Below are 17180 nucleotides of genomic sequence, written 5' to 3'. Positions count from 1 at the left end.
CCGCTGAGGAGGTGACTATTCCGGCGCTCAGCGCCTAACGAATCACGAAGATCACGCGCCAGCCGTCACACACCACGCCAGCGGACTTGACCCCGGGGGGCCGGCGGGGTGTGGACGCTCCGGCCAGGCCGCCCGCTCCGGCGAATGTCGTCCCGGTCGGGACACTGGTCTGCGCTTCTCTAGCGGAGCCACTAGATGTCCGTAGAGGGCCTCATCGACACCTGCAGCCTCGCCCTCGGGTCGCCGACCTCGTGCTGCAGCGCCGGGTCGGCGACCCGGAGCTGCGGCCGGCGGCCGGGTGGGGCGCGACGCGGCTACTTCTGGGCGGGGCGGGGGAGGCGGCGGGCCTGGCGGCGCTTGCGCAGGCCCCGCAGGGTCCGGACGGCGACCAGCAGCTCGGCGAGCTCGTGCCGGTCGCCGGAGACGATGTCGGCCAGCTGCGCCGCCGAGCGGGCCTGGGTCGCGTCCCAGCCGGTGGCCCATGCGCCCACCAGTTCCTGCGGATCGTCGTCGTCCGCGCCGCGGCCGCTGAGGACGTCTTCGGTCAGCGAGGCGGTCTCGGCGGCCAGGTCGTCGCGCAGCGACGCCCGCGCCATGGACGGCCAGCGGCGGTCGCGCGGCAGGGCCAGGACCAGCTCGCGCAGCGGCACCAGCCCCAGCCGCTCGGACAGGCACTGCATGACCGGCCCGGCGAGGGCCACCGGGGCCCCGGTCCGCTCGGTGACGACGGCCAGGTCGAGGGCGGCAGGCAGCAGCGGGGCCGCGGCGGCCTCGGCGGCCGGCCCGGGCGGCACCCCGGCCTCCTGCAGCCGGGCGACGCGGGACGCGTAGGCGTCGGCCTCCGCGCCGAGCAGCCAGTGCGGCAGCGCGGCCCGCACCGCGGCGACGGAGGAGACGAACCGGTCCCGCACCGTGGCGACCGGGGGCGGCGGGTCGGCGACGAGGTCGGGCTGCCGCAGCAGCCACCGCGCCGTCCGCTCGGCCAGGCGGGTGACCTCGGTGCGCAGCTCCACCTGCGTCGCGGCCGAGACGTGGTTGTCCAGCGCGCCCACCGCGTCCCACTGCCGGTCGACGTCGAACACCGCCCGGGCCACGACGTGCGCCCGGACGACCCGGTCCAGCGGCATGCCGGTCTCCTGGGAGAGCCGGAACAACCCGGTGACCCCGGCGATGTTGACCGCGCGGTTGGTCAGCGCCGTCCCGACGATCTCCCGGCGCAGCGGGTGGCCGGTGATCGCGGCCGGGAAGCGCTCCCGCAGCCGGGTCGGGAAGTAGCCGGTCAGCAGGTCCTCGAGCGCAGGGTCGTCGGGCAGGTCGGTCTGCAGCACCACCCCGCCGGTCTCGAGCTTGGCGTAGGCGAGCAGGACCGACAGCTCGGGGCCGGTGAGCGCGTGCCCGTCCCGCCGCCGCTCGGTCAGCGCCCGGTCGTCCGGCAGGGCCTCGACGCTGCGGACCAGCCGCCCCGACCGCTCCAGCGCGCGGAGGAACCGCTCGTGCGCGTCCAGCAGGCTCCGTGCCGAGGTGACCTCCACGGCGAGGACGGCGTTCTGGTCGTGGTTGTCGGCGAGCACGGCGGCGGCGACCTCGTCGGCCATCTCGCCCAGCAGCGCGGCCCGCCCGGCGGCGTCGATCCCGCCGTCGTCCACCACCCGGTTCAGCGCGATCTTGATGTTGACCTCGTGGTCGGAGGTGTCCACACCCGCGGAGTTGTCGATGGCGTCGGTGTTCACCCGGCCACCGGTCAGCGCGTACTCGACCCGGCCGCGCTGGGTCAGCCCGAGGTTGCCGCCCTCGCCGACCACCCGGACGCGCAGCTGCTCGCCGTCGACCCGCACGGCGTCGTTGGCCTTGTCCCCCACGTCGAGGGCGCTCTCGCTCGACGCCTTCACGTAGGTGCCGATGCCGCCGTTGAACAGCAGGTCCACCGGGGCCAGGAGGATGGCCCGGATCAGCTCGACGGGGGAGAGCGCCTCGACGCCGTCGGCGATGCCGAGCGCGACCCGCATCGGCTCGGAGATCGGGATCGCCTTCGCCGTCCGCGGCCACACGCCGCCGCCGGCGCTGATCCGCGACCGGTTGTAGTCCGCCCACGACGAGCGCTGCAGCCCGAACAGCCGCCGGCGCTCGGCGAACGACGCCGCCGCGTCGGGGGTCGGGTCGACGAAGACGTGGCGGTGGTCGAAGGCGGCCACCAGCCGGATGTGCTCCGACAGCAGCATGCCGTTGCCGAAGACGTCGCCGGACATGTCGCCGACGCCCACCACCGTGAAGTCCTGCTTCTGGACGTCGACGTCGAGCTCGCGGAAGTGCCGGGTCACCGACTCCCAGGCCCCGCGGGCGGTGATGCCCATGGCCTTGTGGTCGTAGCCGACCGAGCCGCCGGAGGCGAAGGCGTCGCCCAGCCAGAACCCGCGCTCGATCGCCACGCTGTTGGCGAGGTCGGAGAAGGTCGCCGTCCCCTTGTCCGCCGCGACCACGAGGTAGGTGTCGTCGCCGTCGTGGCGGACCACCTTCTCCGGGGCGACCACCTCGCCGCCCACGAGGTTGTCGGTCAGGGTGAGCAGCGCACCGATGAACTCCCGGTAGCAGGCCTGCCCCTGGGCGGTCACGGCCTCGCGGGGCGAGCCCTCCGGCAGCGGCTGCTTGACCACGAAGCCGCCCTTGGCGCCGGTCGGCACGATGACGGTGTTCTTCACCATCTGCGCCTTGACCAGGCCCAGCACCTCGGTGCGCAGGTCCTCCCGGCGGTCGGACCAGCGCAGACCCCCGCGGGCGACGGCGCCGAATCGCAGGTGGACGCCCATCACCCGCGGCGAGCTGACCCACACCTCGCGGGCCGGCCTCGGCTCGGGCAGGTCGGGGACGGCGTGCGGGTCGAGCTTCAGGGCCAGGGGGCCGCCCGCGTAGTAGGTGGTGCGCTGGGTGGCGGTGACCGCGGCGAGCAGCGAGCTGAGCACCCGGTCGGCGTCGAGCGAGGCCACCTCGCCGATCGAGGCCCGCAGCGACTCGACCAGCTCCTCCTGGCGCTTCGCCCGGCCGGTGACCCGGCCCGGCGAGAAGCGGGTCTCGAACAGCAGCACCAGGCGGGCCACGACGTCGGGGTGGGCGGCCAGCGTCTGCTGCACGTAGGTCTGCCCGAACGGCAGCCCGGCCTGCCGCAGCCACTGCACGTAGGCCCGGACGACGGTGACCTGCCGCCAGTTCAGCCCGGCCAGGAGCACCAGCGCGCCGAGCCCGTCGTCCTCGGCCTCGCCGCGCCAGATGGCGCCGACCGCCTCGGTGAACCGCTCCGGCAGGGAGCGCAGCAGGGGCAGCTCCCCGGTCGGCACCGCGACGCCGAAGTCGTAGATCCAGGTGGGCGGGGCACCGATCCGGTCGATCTCGTAGGGCCGTTCGTCGACGACGTCGACACCCATGTTCTGCAGGACCGGCAGCACCTCCGACAGGAGCAGCCGCTGCCCCACGCGGTAGACGGTCAGCCGCCGCTCCCCCGCCGCCGCGCCCTTCTGCGTCCAGAGCCGCATGGAGATCTGGCCCTCGGCGAGGCCGTCGAGCCGGGCCAGGTCGTCGACGGCCTGCTCGGCGGAGAAGTCCTGCTGGTACCCGGCGGGGAAGGCGTCGGCGACGCGGGAGAACACCTTCTCGGCATCGACCCCGTGCCGGGCGTGCAGGGCGTCGGAGAGCTCGTCGGCCCAGCTGCGGGCGGCGGCGGCCAGCTCGGTCTGCAGCGCCTCGACGTCGACGGTCATCGGCTTCGGGGAGGACCCGCGCCGGCCCTGGGGCACGCGGACGACGAAGTGCAGCCGGGCCAGGACGGACTCCGTCGACCGCGCCGTGTACTCGATGCTGGCCCCGCCGAGCCGCTCGAGCAGCACCTGCTGCATGGCCAGCCGGACCTCGGTGGTGTACCGGTCCCGCGGCAGGTACACCAGCGCCGACCAGAACCGGCCGGTCGGGTCCTGGCGGAGGAACAGCCGGGTCTGCCGGCGCTCCTGCAGGTGCAGGACGGCGGTCGCCACGGGCAGCAGCTCGTCGGTGCTCACCTGGAGCAGCTCGTCGCGGGGGTAGGTCTCGAGGACCTCCAGCAGCTCCTTGCCGGTGTGGCTGTCGGCCGGCACGCCCGACCGTGCCACCACCTCGGCCGCCCGGCGGCGCACCAGCGGCACGTCGAGCACGCTGCTCGTGTAGGCCGTGGACGGGAACAGCCCGACGAACCGGCACTGGCGCGCCCGCCCGTCGCGGTCGGGGGGCAGGCTGACCGCGACCAGGTCCAGCCACGCCCGCCGGTGGACCGGCGACCGGGTGTCGGCCTTGGTCACGGTCAGCAGCCGCTGCTGCGGGGTGCGCACTGCCTCGGGCAGCCGGACCGTGGGCTCGTTCATGTCGGTGTCGCTGCGCAGCACCCCCAGACCGGTGCCCGGGACGACGGCGGCCGACGGCGTGGCCCGACCCGTCGTCTGCTGGACCTCGCGGGCCCCGAGCAGGACGAAGTTGCCGTCGGCCAGCCAGCGCAGGAGCGCGGCGGCCTCGGCGGGGTCGTCCGCGGGATCGGCGTCGGCGCCCGGAGGGGCGGTGCCGCCCACGAGCTGGTCGAGCCGGCCGGCCAGCTCGACCAGCCGGTTCCGCAGCCGCTCGGCGTCCTCGTCGACCGCCCGGACGTCGTCCAGCACGGTGCGCAGCCCGTTGACGAGGTCGGTGCCGGCCTCCTCGTCCAGCGGCCCGGTGAGCACCACGGCCATCCAGGACTCGGGCAGGGCGTCGGCGCCGCACCCCTCGGCGCTGGTGCTGTCGCAGAACGCCAGGATCTGGCCACGGACGTCGCGGCGGACCACCACCACCGGGTGCACGATGTGCGCCAGCGCGAAGCCCTGCCGCACGACCTCGGCCGTCACCGAGTCGACCAGGTAGGGCATGTCGTCGGTGACCAGCCGGACCACCGCCCGCCCGTCGGGCAGCGCGTGCAGGTCCACCGTGACCGACCCCGGCGGGCGGACCTCGGCGAGCCGGAGGTGCCCCAGCGCGAGCTCGGCGAGCTCGGCGGGATCGTGACCGAGGACCTCGGCGGCGGGCTCGCTCCAGTAGTAGCGCTGCAGCAGCGCCGGCACGTCGTCGGACGTGCACCCGGTGGGCAGCCGGCGGTCCGTGGCCACCGCCGCCTCGGCCGCCCGGTCGAGGAGCCGGTGCTTCTCGGCACGGGCGGCCTCGAGCGCGGCGAGCTCGGTCCGGGAGCCGGACGAGGACCCGCCGTCCGGTCCGTCGACCGACGTCGTCGGTGCGACGGTGGTGCTGGCCATGTCAGGCCACGCTACTGCGATCTCCGCCACTTCTCCTGGTGGCGCGGGGCGGCGTTACCGACCCGTGGCCGGGGCCCCGTCCGGAGTCCCGCCCCGACCCTGCGGAGGGTGGGGTGTCTTCAGCGGTCGAGCAGCTGGTCGGCCACCCAGCCGGCGACGGCGAGGATGAGGCCGCCGATGACCGCGGTGCCGAACCCGTCGATCGTGAGCCGGTCGGTGAGCCCGGCCGTCAGCGCCAGCAGGGCGGCGTTCACGACCAGCAGGAACAGCCCGAGGGTGAGCAGCACGAACGGCAGCGACAGCAGCCGCAGGATCGGGCCGACGATGGCGTTCACCACCCCGAAGATCAGCCCGATCCACAGGTAGGTGCCGTACTCGCCCAGCGGCCCGTCCGGGTTCGGGATCACCTCGAGGCCGGACAGGACGTCGAAGTAGGTCAGCCCGTAGAAGACCGCCCCGAGGAGGACCACCTTGAGCAGGAACTTGATCACGGTCCCCACGCTAGCGGCGCGATCTCCCCGGCTGGGGGATCTCGCCCCGTCTCCCGGTGTCTAGGTCCAGCGCTAGAGGTTGGCAGACGCTCCTCGACGGCACAGAATCCCGGCGTGGTGGCGACCGGCGGGCCCGTGCTGGTCATCCGGCCGCCGCGCTGGGTGCGCCTGGTGGGCCCGGTGGTCCTCCTCGCCTGGCTGTCGGTGTTCGTCGTCCAGGAACGCGGCAGCGGGTTCCTGGTCGTGGGGGGCCTGATCGCGCTCGCGGTGGCGGTCGTCGTGGGCCGGCTGCTGGTCACGAGCGTCATCGGGACGGCGGACGGCCGGCTCACGGTGCGCAACACGTGGTCCACCCGCACCTTCCTCCGGCCGGACCTCCTGGGGGTGGAGGTCGACCGGGCCGGCCGGGGCTGGGCCGTGTGGCTGGTGCTCGACGACGGCACCCGCCACCGCCTCGACGTGACCGAGGTCCCCTTCCTGGGCCCGTCGTCCGCGACCCTCGAGCGGCAGGCCGGGGCGGTCCGCGGCTGGCTCGACGGCCGGCCCCCACCCGCCACTCCGGTCACGCGCGACACGCGCTAGGTCGTTCTACCGATCTCTACGGCTCCGGCTAGAGAACGCCATACGGTGCTCGACATGGATCCCGTGCGGAACCCCTACGCCCCCGGCGCCGGCCAGCGCCCGCCCGAGCTGGCCGGCCGGGACGCCGAGCTGTCCGCGTTCGACGTCGTCCTGGAGCGGATCGCGCACGGCCGGCCCGAGCGCTCGCTGGTGCTCACCGGTCTCCGCGGCGTCGGCAAGACCGTGCTGCTCAACCAGCTGCGCTCGGCCGCGATCTCGCGCGGCTGGGGCACCGGCAAGATCGAGGCGCGTCCCGAGCAGTCGCTGCGCCGGCCGGTGTCCTCCGCGCTGCACATGGCGCTGCGCGAGCTGGGCCCCCGCCACGGCGACCAGGAGTCGGTGGCCGAGGTGCTCGGCGTGGTGAAGGCGTTCGCCCAGCGGGTGAGTCCGGTGGACGCCAAGGTCCGGGACCGCTGGCAGCCCGGCATCGACGTCCCCGCCGCGACCGGGCGCGCCGACTCCGGCGACATGGAGATCGACCTGGTCGAGCTGCTCAGCGACGCCGCGGGCGTCGCCGCCGACATCGGCAGCGGGATCGCGCTGTTCATCGACGAGATGCAGGACGTGCAACCCGACGACGTCTCCGCCATCTGCGCGGCCTGCCACGAGCTGTCCCAGCAGGGGGCGCCGCTGATCGTCGTCGGCGCCGGGCTCCCCCACCTGCCCGCCGTCCTGTCCGCGTCGAAGAGCTACTCCGAGCGGCTGTTCCGCTACCTGCGGATCGACCGGCTGGAGCGCGCGGCCGCCGACCGGGCGCTGATCGCCCCGGCCGAGCGGGAGGACGTCGAGTTCGAGCAGGACGCGCTGGACGCCCTCTACGACGCCGCCGACGGCTACCCCTACTTCGTCCAGGCCTACGGCAAGGTCACCTGGGACGTCGCGGCCTCCTCCCCCATCACCGCCGCCGACGTCGCGATGGCCGCGCCGGTCGCCGAGGCGGAGCTGGCAGTGGGCTTCTTCGGCTCCCGCTACGACCGGGCCACCCCGGCGGAGCGCGAGTACATGCACGCGATGGCCGAGCTCGGCGGGCCGCACGGGGCGGCCGTGGCGACGTCCGAGGTCGCCGTCTCCCTGGGCCGCAAGCCCGCCTCCCTCTCCCCCGCGCGCGACTCGCTGATCAAGAAGGGCCTGGTCTACTCGGCCGAGCGCGGGCAGATCGCCTTCACCGTGCCGCACTTCGGCCGCTACCTGCTGCGCCACCCCGACTGAACAAGGACCCCGTCCTCCTCACCGTGCTGGCGGCGAGCCTCTGGACGGGGCCGTCAAGCGGGGTGGGGCACCACCGGCGGGAGGATCTCCGGGCCGGCCTCGGCCGGCCGGTCGGCGTGCACCGGGTGGGCCCGGACGGCGAGCACGGCGACGTCGTCCTCGACGCCGTCGCCGAGCATCTCCCCCAGCACCCGGTCGCACAGCCGGTCCAGCGGCAGGCCGGCCGCGTCGCCGACGGCTGCGCGCAACCGGTCGCGCCCCTCGTCGAGCAGCACCCCCCGCCGCTCGAACAACCCGTCGGTGAACAGCAGCAGGGTGCTGCCCTCGGGCAGCTCCGCGACGCCGTCGGACCGCGGTCCCAGCCAGCCGATGCCGAGCGGCGGGCCTACTACGGCGGCGAGGTCGCGCACGGTCCCGTCGGCGAGCAGCAGCATCGGTTCGGGGTGGCCGGCGGTCGACCAGCGCAGCCTCCGCAGCCCGGCCGACCGCTCCTGCTCCCCCTGTTCGATCCGGCAGACGAGCGCGGTCGCCATCGCGGGCACCGCGAGGCCGACCAGCGCGTGGTCGACCCGGCGCAGCACGCCGGCCGGGTCCTCGAGCCGGTCGAAGGCGATGCCCCGAACCAGCGTCTTGACCTGGCCCATGGCCGCGGCGGCCTCGATGTCGTGCCCCATCACGTCGCCGATCACCAGCACCGTGTCACCGTCGGGCTGGAGGAAGGCGTCGTACCAGTCACCGCCGATCGACACGCCGCGGGTGGCCGGCCGGTACCGGACGGCGAGCTCCAGGGTGTCCGGCTGGACCGGCGGGGACAGCAGGCTCAGTTGCAGCCGCTCGGCGACCTGCTGGTTGGCCAGGGCGAGGCGGGCGTTGTCCAGGGCGAGGGCGGCGCGCCGGGAGGCGATCTCGGCCGTGCGCAGCTCGTCGGCGGTGTGGGCTCCCCGGCCGGGACCGTTCACGAGGGTGATGGCGCCGAAGGTCTCCCCCCGGGCGACGAGCGGGAAGGTCGCCACCGCGGCCGGGCGCAGCGGCCGCAGTGCCTCGCGCGCCGCGGGGACGGCGACCATCGCCTCGATGTGCGCGTCGGTGAGCTGCGGGATGATCACCGGCCGGCTGCTGCGCAGCGCGGTGGGCACCGGTGCCCCGGCCAGGTTCGTCGCGACCCGGGCGTCGGCGTACCGGTGCATCGCCTCCGCCTGCGCCGGATCGCCGTGCGCCCGCCCGACGTCGCGCCGGGTGCCGTCCGGATCCACCACGCTGACCAGGCACCAGTCCGCCAGGAGCGGGACGACGAGGTGGGCGACGCGGTCCACTGCCTCGTCGACGTCCAGCGTGGAGGTCATCGCCAGGTTGATGTCGCCCAGCAGCATCAGGTGCCGCCCGGCCCGCTCCGCATCGGCCGCCGCGCGGGCTGCCTCGTTCGCGGCGAGCTCGCGGGACCGCACGGCCGCGGCGCGCTCCTCCTCGATGCGCCGGCGCTCGGTGACGTCGTCGTAGGTGACGACCAGACCGGCGTCGGTGAGGAAGGCGTCGGCGCGGAACCACTTCCCGAGCGGCCCGAACCAGGCCTCGGTCCCCGCCGTCGTCCCGGTGTCGCGGACCTCCCGGTAGAGCTGCTCGAACGGGCTGCCGAGGGCCTCGGGGAACTCGTCCCAGACGTGGCGGCCGAGGAGCCCGTGGACCGTGCGGTCCAGCACCCTGGCGCCGGCGGGGTTGATGTAGGCGAAACGCCAGTCCTCGTCCAGCACGAACAACGGGCGGTCCATGCCCTCGACGGCCTGCAGGAGCAGGTCGCCGGGCGGGGGCACCGCCGCGCTCGGGATCATGCCGATCACTCTGCCCCATCGGGCGGTCACCGCCGTCCGGTCGCCTGATCCCGGGTCCGCGGCTCACCCGATCCGGGGTGCCGGGAGACCCGAGCGGGCGCTCCGCGCCTCCTTGGCAGCCACCGGGGGTACCGACACAATCGCACTCGTCCTCGACCGTCGCGGTCCGGTCCGGACGCTCCAGCAGCGGGGCCTCCGACCGGGGACGATCAGGGGGCGCCGAGGTGGCACAGCGGGAGTTCCGGCAGCGGGAGGGCGTCGCACCGCGTGCGGACGCCACCCTGGCGGAGTTCCTCGAGACCATGCCGGCGGCGTTCTGCGTCCTGGACGCCCGCTGGCGGTTCCGCTACGTCAACGCCGAGGCCGAGCGGTTGATGGGGCGCCCCCGGGCCCGGCTGGAGGGGGAGTCCCTCTGGGAGGTCTTCCCCGACCTGGTCGGCGGCGTCGTGGAGACCGGCTACCGCACGGCGGTGGCGACGGGCCACCCGCTGACCTTCGAGGCGTCCTTCCCGGGCGGCCGGGAGGGGTGGTTCGAGGTGCGGGTGTGGCCGGGCCCGGACGGTCTGGCGCTCTACGTCCTGGACGTGACCGACCGGCGGCGGGCCGAGGACGCCGCCCGGCGGGCGACGGCCCGGGCGGCGCTGCTCTCCCGCGTCAGCGCCGAGCTGTCCGGGCAGCGGGACACGTTGTCCGCGCTCGGCCGGCTGGCCGAGCTCGTGGTGCCGGTCCTGGCCGACGCCTGCATCGTCACGCTGGTCGACCGGGAGGGGCGGGCCCGGGACGTCGGCTCGTGGCACCACGACCCGGTGCGGCGGCCGCTCATCGACCGGTACACCCAGGTCCGGCTGGCCACGCTGCCCGGGACCTCGCCGGTCGCGCAGGCCCTGCAGTCCGGGACGCCGGTCACCGAGTCCGTCGGCGCGGTCCTGCGGCTGATGCCGGACGGGCCCGCCCGCGAGCTGCTCGCGGCGCTGGCCCCCGAGACCGCCGTCGTCCTCCCGCTCACCGCCGGGTCGCGCACCGTCGGCGTCCTGACCCTCTACCAGGACCGCGGCCGGGGAACGACCGACGAGGACATGGACACCGCCCGGCAGGTGGCGGCCGAGGCGGCGCGGGCCATCGCGCGGGTGCACCGGCACAGCCAGCAGGCGCAGCTCGCCGAGGCCCTGCAGCGCAGCCTGCTCACCGATCCACCGGCCCTGGGGGAGACCGACGTGGTCGTCCGCTACGTCCCGGCGGCCGAGGCCGCGCGCGTCGGCGGGGACTGGTACGACGCCTTCCTCCAGCGGGACGGCTCCCTGGTCGTGGTGATCGGCGACGTCGTGGGTCACGACACGGCGGCCGCGGCGGCCATGGGGCAGCTCCGTGGCCTGCTGCGCGGGATCGCCCACTACAGCGGGGCGGGGCCCGCCGAGGTGCTGCACGGGCTGGACGAGGCCATGGCCCGGATGCACGAGCAGACGCTGGCGACGGCGGCCGTGGCGCGGTTCGAGTGCGACGGGAGCGGCGGGGGAGTGCTCCGCTGGGCCAACGCCGGGCACCCACCGCCGGTCGTGCTGTCGCCGGACGGCACGGTGACGGTGCTGGGCGGGATGCTGGGCGACCTCATGCTGGGGATCGACCCGACCGCCTCCCGGACCGAGTCGACGGTGCCGCTGCCGGCCGGCGCGACCGTGCTGCTGCACACCGACGGGCTGGTGGAGCGCCGCGGGAGCACCCTGGACGAGGGCTCCGCGGCGCTGACCGCGCACCTGCGCGAGCTCGCCGGGCGCCCGCTGGAGACGCTCTGCGACGGCGTGCTGCACCGGATGCTGCGCGGCACCCCGGAGGACGACGTCGCCCTCGTGGCCGTCCGGCTGGCGCGTGCGCCGCGGGAGTGAGGCAGGAAGCACGGCGGTGCGCGGTTGACGCGCGGAGCGGCTGGGCACCTCGGCTTGCGGAGGACGACAACCGGGGGAGAGGGCGATGGGTCGACTGGCGTGGCCACTGCGTCCGCTCCCGGACGGGCGCGGCGAGGTCTGGCGCTGGCACCTCGCGGGGCTGCACCAGCTGCCGGAGGCCCGCGCGGCGCTGCGCAGCCGGCTCGGTGCGACCGAGCCGCCGCATCCGCACGAGGACTCCGGCGGCGAACGGCTGGTGCTCGCCTTCGACGAACTGGCCTCCAATGCGCTGCGGCACGGTGAGCGCCCGGTCGTGGCGACCGTGGTGGCCGGCAGCGGCGGGTGGCTGCTGGACGTGAGCGACCGGGCCCCGGAGAGCATGCCGTCGCCCGCGGTGGACCGCGATCCGGCCCAGGGCGGCATGGGCCTGCACCTGGTGGCCCGGCTCTCGGTGGCCCACGGCTGGTACGTCGACGACGGGCACAAGCACGTGTGGGCCTGCCTGCCGGCCGCCGTCGAGGACCGCCACCCCGCCCTCACCTGAGCCGGCGTCGATGATCAGCTGACCTGATCGTGGAGCGTCCTCCCTCACCGTGGGACGTGAGGGAGGACGCCCGATGATCAGGTCACCTGATCATGGTCACGGCAGGACGAGGGAGATGCCGCCCTTGCCGTACCCGGGGACCTCGATGGCGAGGTCGAGCCGGTTGAAGTTGGCGAGCATGCCCTCGATGTCACCGGGCAGGTCCTCGCCGGGCGCGTACAGCTTGTGCAGCTTCGAGTGCGGTGCACCCGGGACGTTGAACAGCGCCGACAGCACGTTCACGACCTCGTGCAGCGCCTCCACGAGCATGCCGGTGAGCTCGCCGTCCTCCTCGACGGCGTCCTGCGCACCGCCGGGCGGCAGCAGGGCGAGCGCGGCGCCGGTGTAGGCCGAGGCACCCAGGTCCATCACGCACAGGGCGTTGATGGCCATCTGGGGGTCGACGTAGACCGCGACGGAGACCGGCTTGTCGGGGGTCGGGGTCACCGGCCCGCCGGCGTCGACGGCCACCGGCTTGCCGACCAGACCGGTCAGCATGTCCCGGACGTCCTTCGGGGCGGGCAACTGCACCGTTCCGGTGCTCATGCGATCACCCCGTCCAGGTGCTCCTTGAAGGTGTCCTCGGTGAAGGGCTTGGCGATCAGGAACAGCGCCCCTGCCGAGGCGGCCTTCTCCCGCATCTCGGGAGACCCCTCCGAGGTGACGAAGCCGAACGGGACGGCGGACCCGGAGGCGCGCATGGCCTGCAGGCACTCCATGCCGCTCATGTTGGGCATGTTCCAGTCGGACAGGACCAGGTCGGGCTTCTCCGACGACACCTTGGCCAGCGCGTCGGCGCCGTCCTCGGCCTCGACGATGTCGTGGTCGTCGTAACCGGCCTGGCGCAGGGTGCGGATGACGATCTGCCGCATGACGCGGCTGTCGTCGGCGACCAGGATCTTCACAGCGGCACCTCATTCTCGTACTGGTTGTTCGTGCGGGCGGTCGGGGCTCCGGCGGAGCCCTGGGCGGTGATGGTCAGGGACTGGCCCCGCCACAGGAGATCGACGCGGAGGGCGTCGGGGCCCGGCTCCGGTGCCGAGCCCACCTCGGGCAGGCCGAGGACGGAGTGGCCGGGGAGGACGGCCTTGACGTTGCCTCCCACGACGTTGGCGAGCTCGCCCAGGGCGTCCTGGACGTCCTCGGCGTCGAGCACCGGGGGAGCGTGCTCGGCGAGCAGGCAGCGGGCGAGCTGCTCGGCCGTCGAGCGGCCGCAGGTGAGGACGACGGAGCCGCTCCACGCGCCGACGATCTCGACCCACGAGCTGACCGCATCGTCCGGGAGCCCGCCGGGCAGCGGCACGAGGAACTCGTCGTCCCCGATCAGGGCCGACCACGCCTCCTGCGCGATGCTCTGGACGGTCTCCTCGTCGATGAGCTCGGTGATCAGCAGCGGCGCGTCGCTGGTGCGACGCCGATCGCCGGTGTCGGTGACGGACCCGGTCACAGGACGACCTCCTCGGGCAGCAGGCCGAGGAGCGCGAGCTTGTCGCGGATCGCGTCGGCGGTGAACGGCTTGATGACGTACTCGTGTGCGCCGGCGGCCAGGGCGCGCACGATCTGTCCGTGCTCGCTCTCGGAGGTGACCATCATGATCGTCACCTGCCGCCAGGCCGGGTTGGAGCGGACGGCGGAGACGAACTGGAGCCCGTCCATGACCGGCATGTTCCAGTCGACGCAGACCAGGTCCGGGACGTAGCCGCCCTCGAGGACGTCGAGTCCCTCGCGACCGTGGCCGGCCTGCTGCACCTCGTAGCCGAGACCCTCGAGGATCCCGGCGACGATCCGGCGCATGACCTTCGAATCGTCGATCACCAGAGCGCGCACGATCACTTTCCCTTCAGCGGGCGGTAGGCGGAGCTGCGGCCGACGACGACCCGCTCCCAGGAGTCGTCCACCCCGAGCGTCGTCTCTGCCGCACCGAGGAACAGCCAACCGTCGGGGCGCATGAGGTCGCGCACGCGGCGGAGGATCGCCTGCTTCGTGGGCAGGTCGAAGTAGATGAGGACGTTGCGCAGGTAGACGACGTCGAAGGGGCCCATGCGGGGCAGCGGCGCCGCCAGGTTGCACTCCGACGCGGTGACCATCCGGCGCAGCGCCGGCGCGACCTCCCACTCGTTCCCGGCCCGCACGAAGTGCCGGACGAGCATGGGCGCGGGCAGGCCGCGGTTGACCTCGAGCTGGGAGAAGCGCCCCGCCCGCGTCCGCGTGACCATCTCGCGGGAGAGGTCGGTGGCGGTGATCGAGACGCGGGTGGCGGCGTTGGGGAGGGCGTCCTCCAGGAGCATCGCGATCGTGTACGGCTCCTGGCCGCTGGAACAGGCGGCCGACCAGATCTGCAGCCGCTCGTTGGGTCCGCGCGCGGCGAGCAGGGACGGCATCACCGTCGAGGTGAGGGCGGTGAACGGGTCGCCGTCCCGGAACCAGGAGGTCTCGTTCGTCGTCAGCGCCTCGACGATGCGCCGGTTGCAGTCGGCGTCGGGCCGGGTGCGCACCGACTCCACGAACTGGGTGACGTCGGGCATGCCCTTCTCCCGCGCGATGGGCAGCAGGCGCGCCTCGACGAGGTACTCCTTGCCCGGCTGGAGCACGATCGCGCTCTCCTTGTGCACGAGCGCGCGCACCCAGTCGAAGCTGGTCGTCGTGAGGGTCATCGGGCACCGCCTGCGAGGGTCGCGACCGGGCGGGAGGGCGGGACGACGCCGGACAGGTGCCGGGCGATGGCCTCCGGGATGCGCTCCAGCGGCAGCACCTCGTCGGCGTAACCGGCCTGGCTGACGGCCCCGGGCATCCCCCAGACGACGGACGTGTTCTGGTCCTGGACGAGCACGGTGCCTCCTGCGGCGCGGATCTCCCCGGCACCGTTGCGGCCGTCGGCGCCCATGCCGGTCAGGACGACGGCCAGCACGGCGCCGTCGAACGCGGTCACGGCCGAGCGGAAGAGCGGATCGACGGCCGGCCGGCAGAAGTTCTCCGGCGGGCCCTGGTTGAGCCCGGTGTGCAGCGGCTGCCGGCCGCCGCGGGCCGATCCCCGGACGACGAGGTGGTGGTCGCCGGGCGCCAGGTGGACGGTGCCCGGCAGCAGCGTGGTGCCGTCGGAGGCCTCCACCACGCGCAGCGGGCAGAGCCGGTCCAGGCGCTGGGCGAACTGCCGGGTGAACACCGGCGGCATGTGCTGCACCACGAGCACCGGGACGGGCAGCGCGGCGGGCAGCTGGGGGAGCACCTTGGCCAGCGCCTCCGGCCCCCCGGTGGACGAGCCGATGACCAGCACGGCGGGCTTCTTGCCGGGGCCGGTGCGGGGCGCGCCGGGGGGAGGGGGCGGCACCGGCGCGGCGGCGCGGGTGGGGCCCGCGGCGACCGGCCGGCCGGTGAGTGCCTTGATCTTCGGGATGAGCTGCTGACGCACGCTCTCCATCGACTGCCCGACGCTGCCGACGTTGGCCGGCTTCGTCACGTAGTCGTTGGCGCCGGCGGACAGGGCGTCCAGGGTGGCGGAGGCGCCGCGCTCGGTCAGCGTGCTGAACATGACGATCGGCACCCGGCTGCGCATGCCCCGGATGGCGCGGACCGCCTCGATGCCGTTCATCTCCGGCATCTCGATGTCCATCGTGACGAGGTCGGGCTTGAGCTGCTCGAGCTTGCCGACGGCGATCCGGCCGTTGACCGCGGTGCCGACGACCTCGATGTCCGGGTCGGCGGAGAGGACGTCGGTCACGATCTTCCGGACGACGACGGAATCGTCGACGACCATCACCCGGATCGGGTTCACGCGTGTCCTCCAGTTTCCCCGCAGGGCTCAGCCCGGCAGGCTGTCCTGTTCTGTATCGGCACCGGCGAGCAGCCCTTGAGCGGGCGTTCGATGATCCTTTTCCCGGGTGGCGTGGAAGACGCCGTCCGCGGTGCCGTCAGGGAAGAGCTTCGGGTGTGCGCAACCAAAAGGAAAGGGCGACCGCGAACTCGTTACGCAATTCCGCGATGACCGTTCCCGAATGGTCGAGTGAGCAATTCGGCCACGTGTCGACAATGGCGTGCGGTCGCCGGCCCGACACCGCGTCGGCGCAGGTCAGGACGCCGGCCCGCCGAACGGCCGGCGTCCGGGTGTCGCGCAGCGACCGGCGCCCACCGCCGCGGCGATGCGGCGAGCGGACCGGCCGGCTGGGGGAGCCGCGCAGCCGGCGTGGCCCCCGGGACGCTGCGAGGGGCTCAGGCCCCCGTGACGCGGCGCCAGGGCGCCTGCAGGACGGCCTGCGACCCCTCGTCCAGCAGGTCGGCCATGGCGATGCCCTGCACGCAGCCCGCGACGGCGTTCCAGACGCCCGCGGCGCCGTCGTGCCGGTCGAACCCGCCGTCGACGAACGCCTGCACGGCATGCAGCTGCGCCGTCGCGAGGGCGCGGGTCCGGCCCGAGACGTGCGCCGCCCACGACGCCTCGTGCATGGCGGTGGCCCAGGGGCGGTGCTCGGCCCGGCCCTCGTCCACGGCCGTGCGCCAGGCGCCCCGGCCGGCGTCGTCGAGGGTGCGGATGCCGTCGAGCAGGCCGGCGAGCGCGTCGGCGGACGGGCCGAGGTCGGTACCGACCTCCGGCACGCCGGCCAGGCCGCGCTCCACGGCCAGCTCGTAGGGGCCGGTCAACTCGTGGCGGGCCAGCGGCGGGAGGACCCCGGCGGCCCAGTAGCCGACCGCCGCGTCGGCCAGCACGGCGGTGGCCTCGTCCCGCTCCTCGGTGGCCAGCTCGCCGGCGGCGTCGTGCTCCGGGCCCAGCACGTCGTCCCGGAGCAGCCGCTCCAGGGTGGGGGCGTCGCCGATCGTGCCCTGCTCGAGCTGGGCGACCAGCACGGCGGCGCGGTCGCCGGCGGCGGCGCTGCGCAGGTGCGGCACGGAGACGGCCAGCTCCCGGGCGCGCCGGCCACGGACGGCGTGCCCGCCCCGCTCCTCGCGGCTCAGCCCGCGGCCCGGGTGCACGCCCGCGAGGCCGGCGAGCGCACCCGCGTCGGCCCCCAGACCGGTGAGGAGGACGCCGGCGACGGCACGGCCGGCAGGCAGCCGCACCAGGTCGAAGCCGAGCGTCGCGGCACTGACCAGGGAGTAGGGCACGGTCGCCTCCTGAGGTGGGTTCCCCCCATGCTGACGGTGATCGGCCCGGAACGCCATGCGACCGTCACCCCTTCGCGGGAGGGGAACGGCGCACTGGTCGCGTGTTCGGTGTTCCTCCGTGTATGCCTCGTCGCTCTCAGTCATCGGTTTCCCGTGAAACGCCACCGGCCCCCGCCGTC

General features: G+C 74.5%; 14 protein-coding genes. 4 read left to right on the top strand and 10 right to left on the bottom strand.

Annotation, left to right across the window (positions count from 1 at the left end):
- Positions 1 to 314 precede the first annotated feature (314 nt).
- Complete coding sequence (locus tag BM142_RS20220; protein WP_092202623.1) at positions 315 to 5294, bottom strand: NAD-glutamate dehydrogenase; 4980 nt, start codon at positions 5292 to 5294, stop codon at positions 315 to 317.
- A 119-nt stretch (positions 5295 to 5413) separates the two neighbouring features.
- Positions 5414 to 5785 (bottom strand): phage holin family protein, encoded by a 372-nt coding sequence (locus BM142_RS20215; protein WP_092202645.1) that lies wholly within the window; start codon positions 5783 to 5785, stop codon positions 5414 to 5416.
- A gap of 114 nt (positions 5786 to 5899) precedes the next feature.
- Here BM142_RS20215 and BM142_RS20210 point away from each other — a divergent pair, with 114 nt between their 5' ends.
- Together BM142_RS20210 and BM142_RS20205 are read left to right on the top strand one after the other, a co-directional pair.
- Positions 5900 to 6367, top strand: a complete 468-nt coding sequence (locus tag BM142_RS20210; protein WP_092202621.1) for a hypothetical protein — start codon at positions 5900 to 5902, stop codon at positions 6365 to 6367.
- 54 nt (positions 6368 to 6421) lie between these two features.
- Positions 6422 to 7615: an ATP-binding protein gene (locus BM142_RS20205; protein WP_092202643.1), complete on the top strand. Its 1194-nt coding sequence runs from the start codon at positions 6422 to 6424 to the stop codon at positions 7613 to 7615.
- Positions 7616 to 7668: 53 nt separating this feature from the next.
- On the opposite strand, the gene BM142_RS20200 is transcribed toward BM142_RS20205, so the two are convergent.
- A complete protein-coding gene (locus BM142_RS20200) occupies positions 7669 to 9441 on the bottom strand; it encodes a PP2C family protein-serine/threonine phosphatase (RefSeq protein WP_139228964.1) in 1773 nt (590 codons plus the stop codon).
- Positions 9442 to 9665: 224 nt separating this feature from the next.
- On the opposite strand from BM142_RS20200, the gene BM142_RS20195 reads away from it, so the two are divergent.
- Positions 9666 to 11321: a SpoIIE family protein phosphatase gene (locus tag BM142_RS20195; RefSeq protein ID WP_092202617.1), complete on the top strand. Its 1656-nt coding sequence runs from the start codon at positions 9666 to 9668 to the stop codon at positions 11319 to 11321.
- Between the two features lie 85 nt (positions 11322 to 11406).
- A complete protein-coding gene (locus BM142_RS20190) occupies positions 11407 to 11865 on the top strand; it encodes an ATP-binding protein (RefSeq protein WP_092202616.1) in 459 nt (152 codons plus the stop codon).
- Positions 11866 to 11961: 96 nt separating this feature from the next.
- On the opposite strand, the gene BM142_RS20185 is transcribed toward BM142_RS20190, so the two are convergent.
- The 7 genes from BM142_RS20185 to BM142_RS20155 all read right to left on the bottom strand — a co-directional run bounded on the left by BM142_RS20185 (position 11962) and on the right by BM142_RS20155 (position 17001).
- On the bottom strand, positions 11962 to 12450 hold the full coding sequence (locus BM142_RS20185) for a hypothetical protein (RefSeq protein WP_092202614.1): 489 nt from the start codon (positions 12448 to 12450) through the stop codon (positions 11962 to 11964).
- Positions 12447 to 12809: a response regulator gene (locus tag BM142_RS20180; RefSeq protein ID WP_092202612.1), complete on the bottom strand. Its 363-nt coding sequence runs from the start codon at positions 12807 to 12809 to the stop codon at positions 12447 to 12449. Before BM142_RS20180 ends, BM142_RS20185 begins: the two co-directional genes overlap by 4 nt.
- The gene (locus BM142_RS20175; RefSeq protein ID WP_092202610.1) at positions 12806 to 13351 is read right to left on the bottom strand and encodes a chemotaxis protein CheX; all 546 of its coding nucleotides are present in this window, start codon (positions 13349 to 13351) and stop codon (positions 12806 to 12808) included. Before BM142_RS20175 ends, BM142_RS20180 begins: the two co-directional genes overlap by 4 nt.
- Positions 13348 to 13731: a response regulator gene (locus tag BM142_RS20170; RefSeq protein WP_092202642.1), complete on the bottom strand. Its 384-nt coding sequence runs from the start codon at positions 13729 to 13731 to the stop codon at positions 13348 to 13350. Before BM142_RS20170 ends, BM142_RS20175 begins: the two co-directional genes overlap by 4 nt.
- A gap of 2 nt (positions 13732 to 13733) precedes the next feature.
- The gene (locus tag BM142_RS20165) at positions 13734 to 14558 is read right to left on the bottom strand and encodes a CheR family methyltransferase (protein WP_092202608.1); all 825 of its coding nucleotides are present in this window, start codon (positions 14556 to 14558) and stop codon (positions 13734 to 13736) included.
- Complete coding sequence (locus tag BM142_RS20160; protein ID WP_092202606.1) at positions 14555 to 15676, bottom strand: protein-glutamate methylesterase/protein-glutamine glutaminase; 1122 nt, start codon at positions 15674 to 15676, stop codon at positions 14555 to 14557. Before BM142_RS20160 ends, BM142_RS20165 begins: the two co-directional genes overlap by 4 nt.
- A 434-nt stretch (positions 15677 to 16110) precedes the next feature.
- Complete coding sequence (locus BM142_RS20155) at positions 16111 to 17001, bottom strand: hypothetical protein (RefSeq protein WP_092202604.1); 891 nt, start codon at positions 16999 to 17001, stop codon at positions 16111 to 16113.
- Positions 17002 to 17180 lie beyond the last annotated feature (179 nt).

This window comes from Blastococcus tunisiensis, from assembly GCF_900112815.1.
Classification (GTDB): domain Bacteria; phylum Actinomycetota; class Actinomycetes; order Mycobacteriales; family Geodermatophilaceae; genus Blastococcus_B; species Blastococcus_B tunisiensis.
Note: the sequence above shows the minus strand (reverse complement) of the source record. Positions and strands in the feature narration are given on the sequence as shown.

Bases quoted from the DNA above. Each gene is read 5' to 3' on its own strand.
- BM142_RS20200 (WP_139228964.1), bottom strand. From the start codon at position 9,441: ATGATCCCGAGCGCGGCGGTGCCCCCGCCCGGCGACCTGCTCCTGCAG.
- BM142_RS20165 (WP_092202608.1), bottom strand. From the start codon at position 14,558: ATGACCCTCACGACGACCAGCTTCGACTGGGTGCGCGCGCTCGTGCAC.
- BM142_RS20205 (WP_092202643.1), top strand. From the start codon at position 6,422: ATGGATCCCGTGCGGAACCCCTACGCCCCCGGCGCCGGCCAGCGCCCG.
- BM142_RS20190 (WP_092202616.1), top strand. From the start codon at position 11,407: ATGGGTCGACTGGCGTGGCCACTGCGTCCGCTCCCGGACGGGCGCGGC.
- BM142_RS20220 (WP_092202623.1), bottom strand. From the start codon at position 5,294: ATGGCCAGCACCACCGTCGCACCGACGACGTCGGTCGACGGACCGGAC.
- BM142_RS20185 (WP_092202614.1), bottom strand. From the start codon at position 12,450: ATGAGCACCGGAACGGTGCAGTTGCCCGCCCCGAAGGACGTCCGGGAC.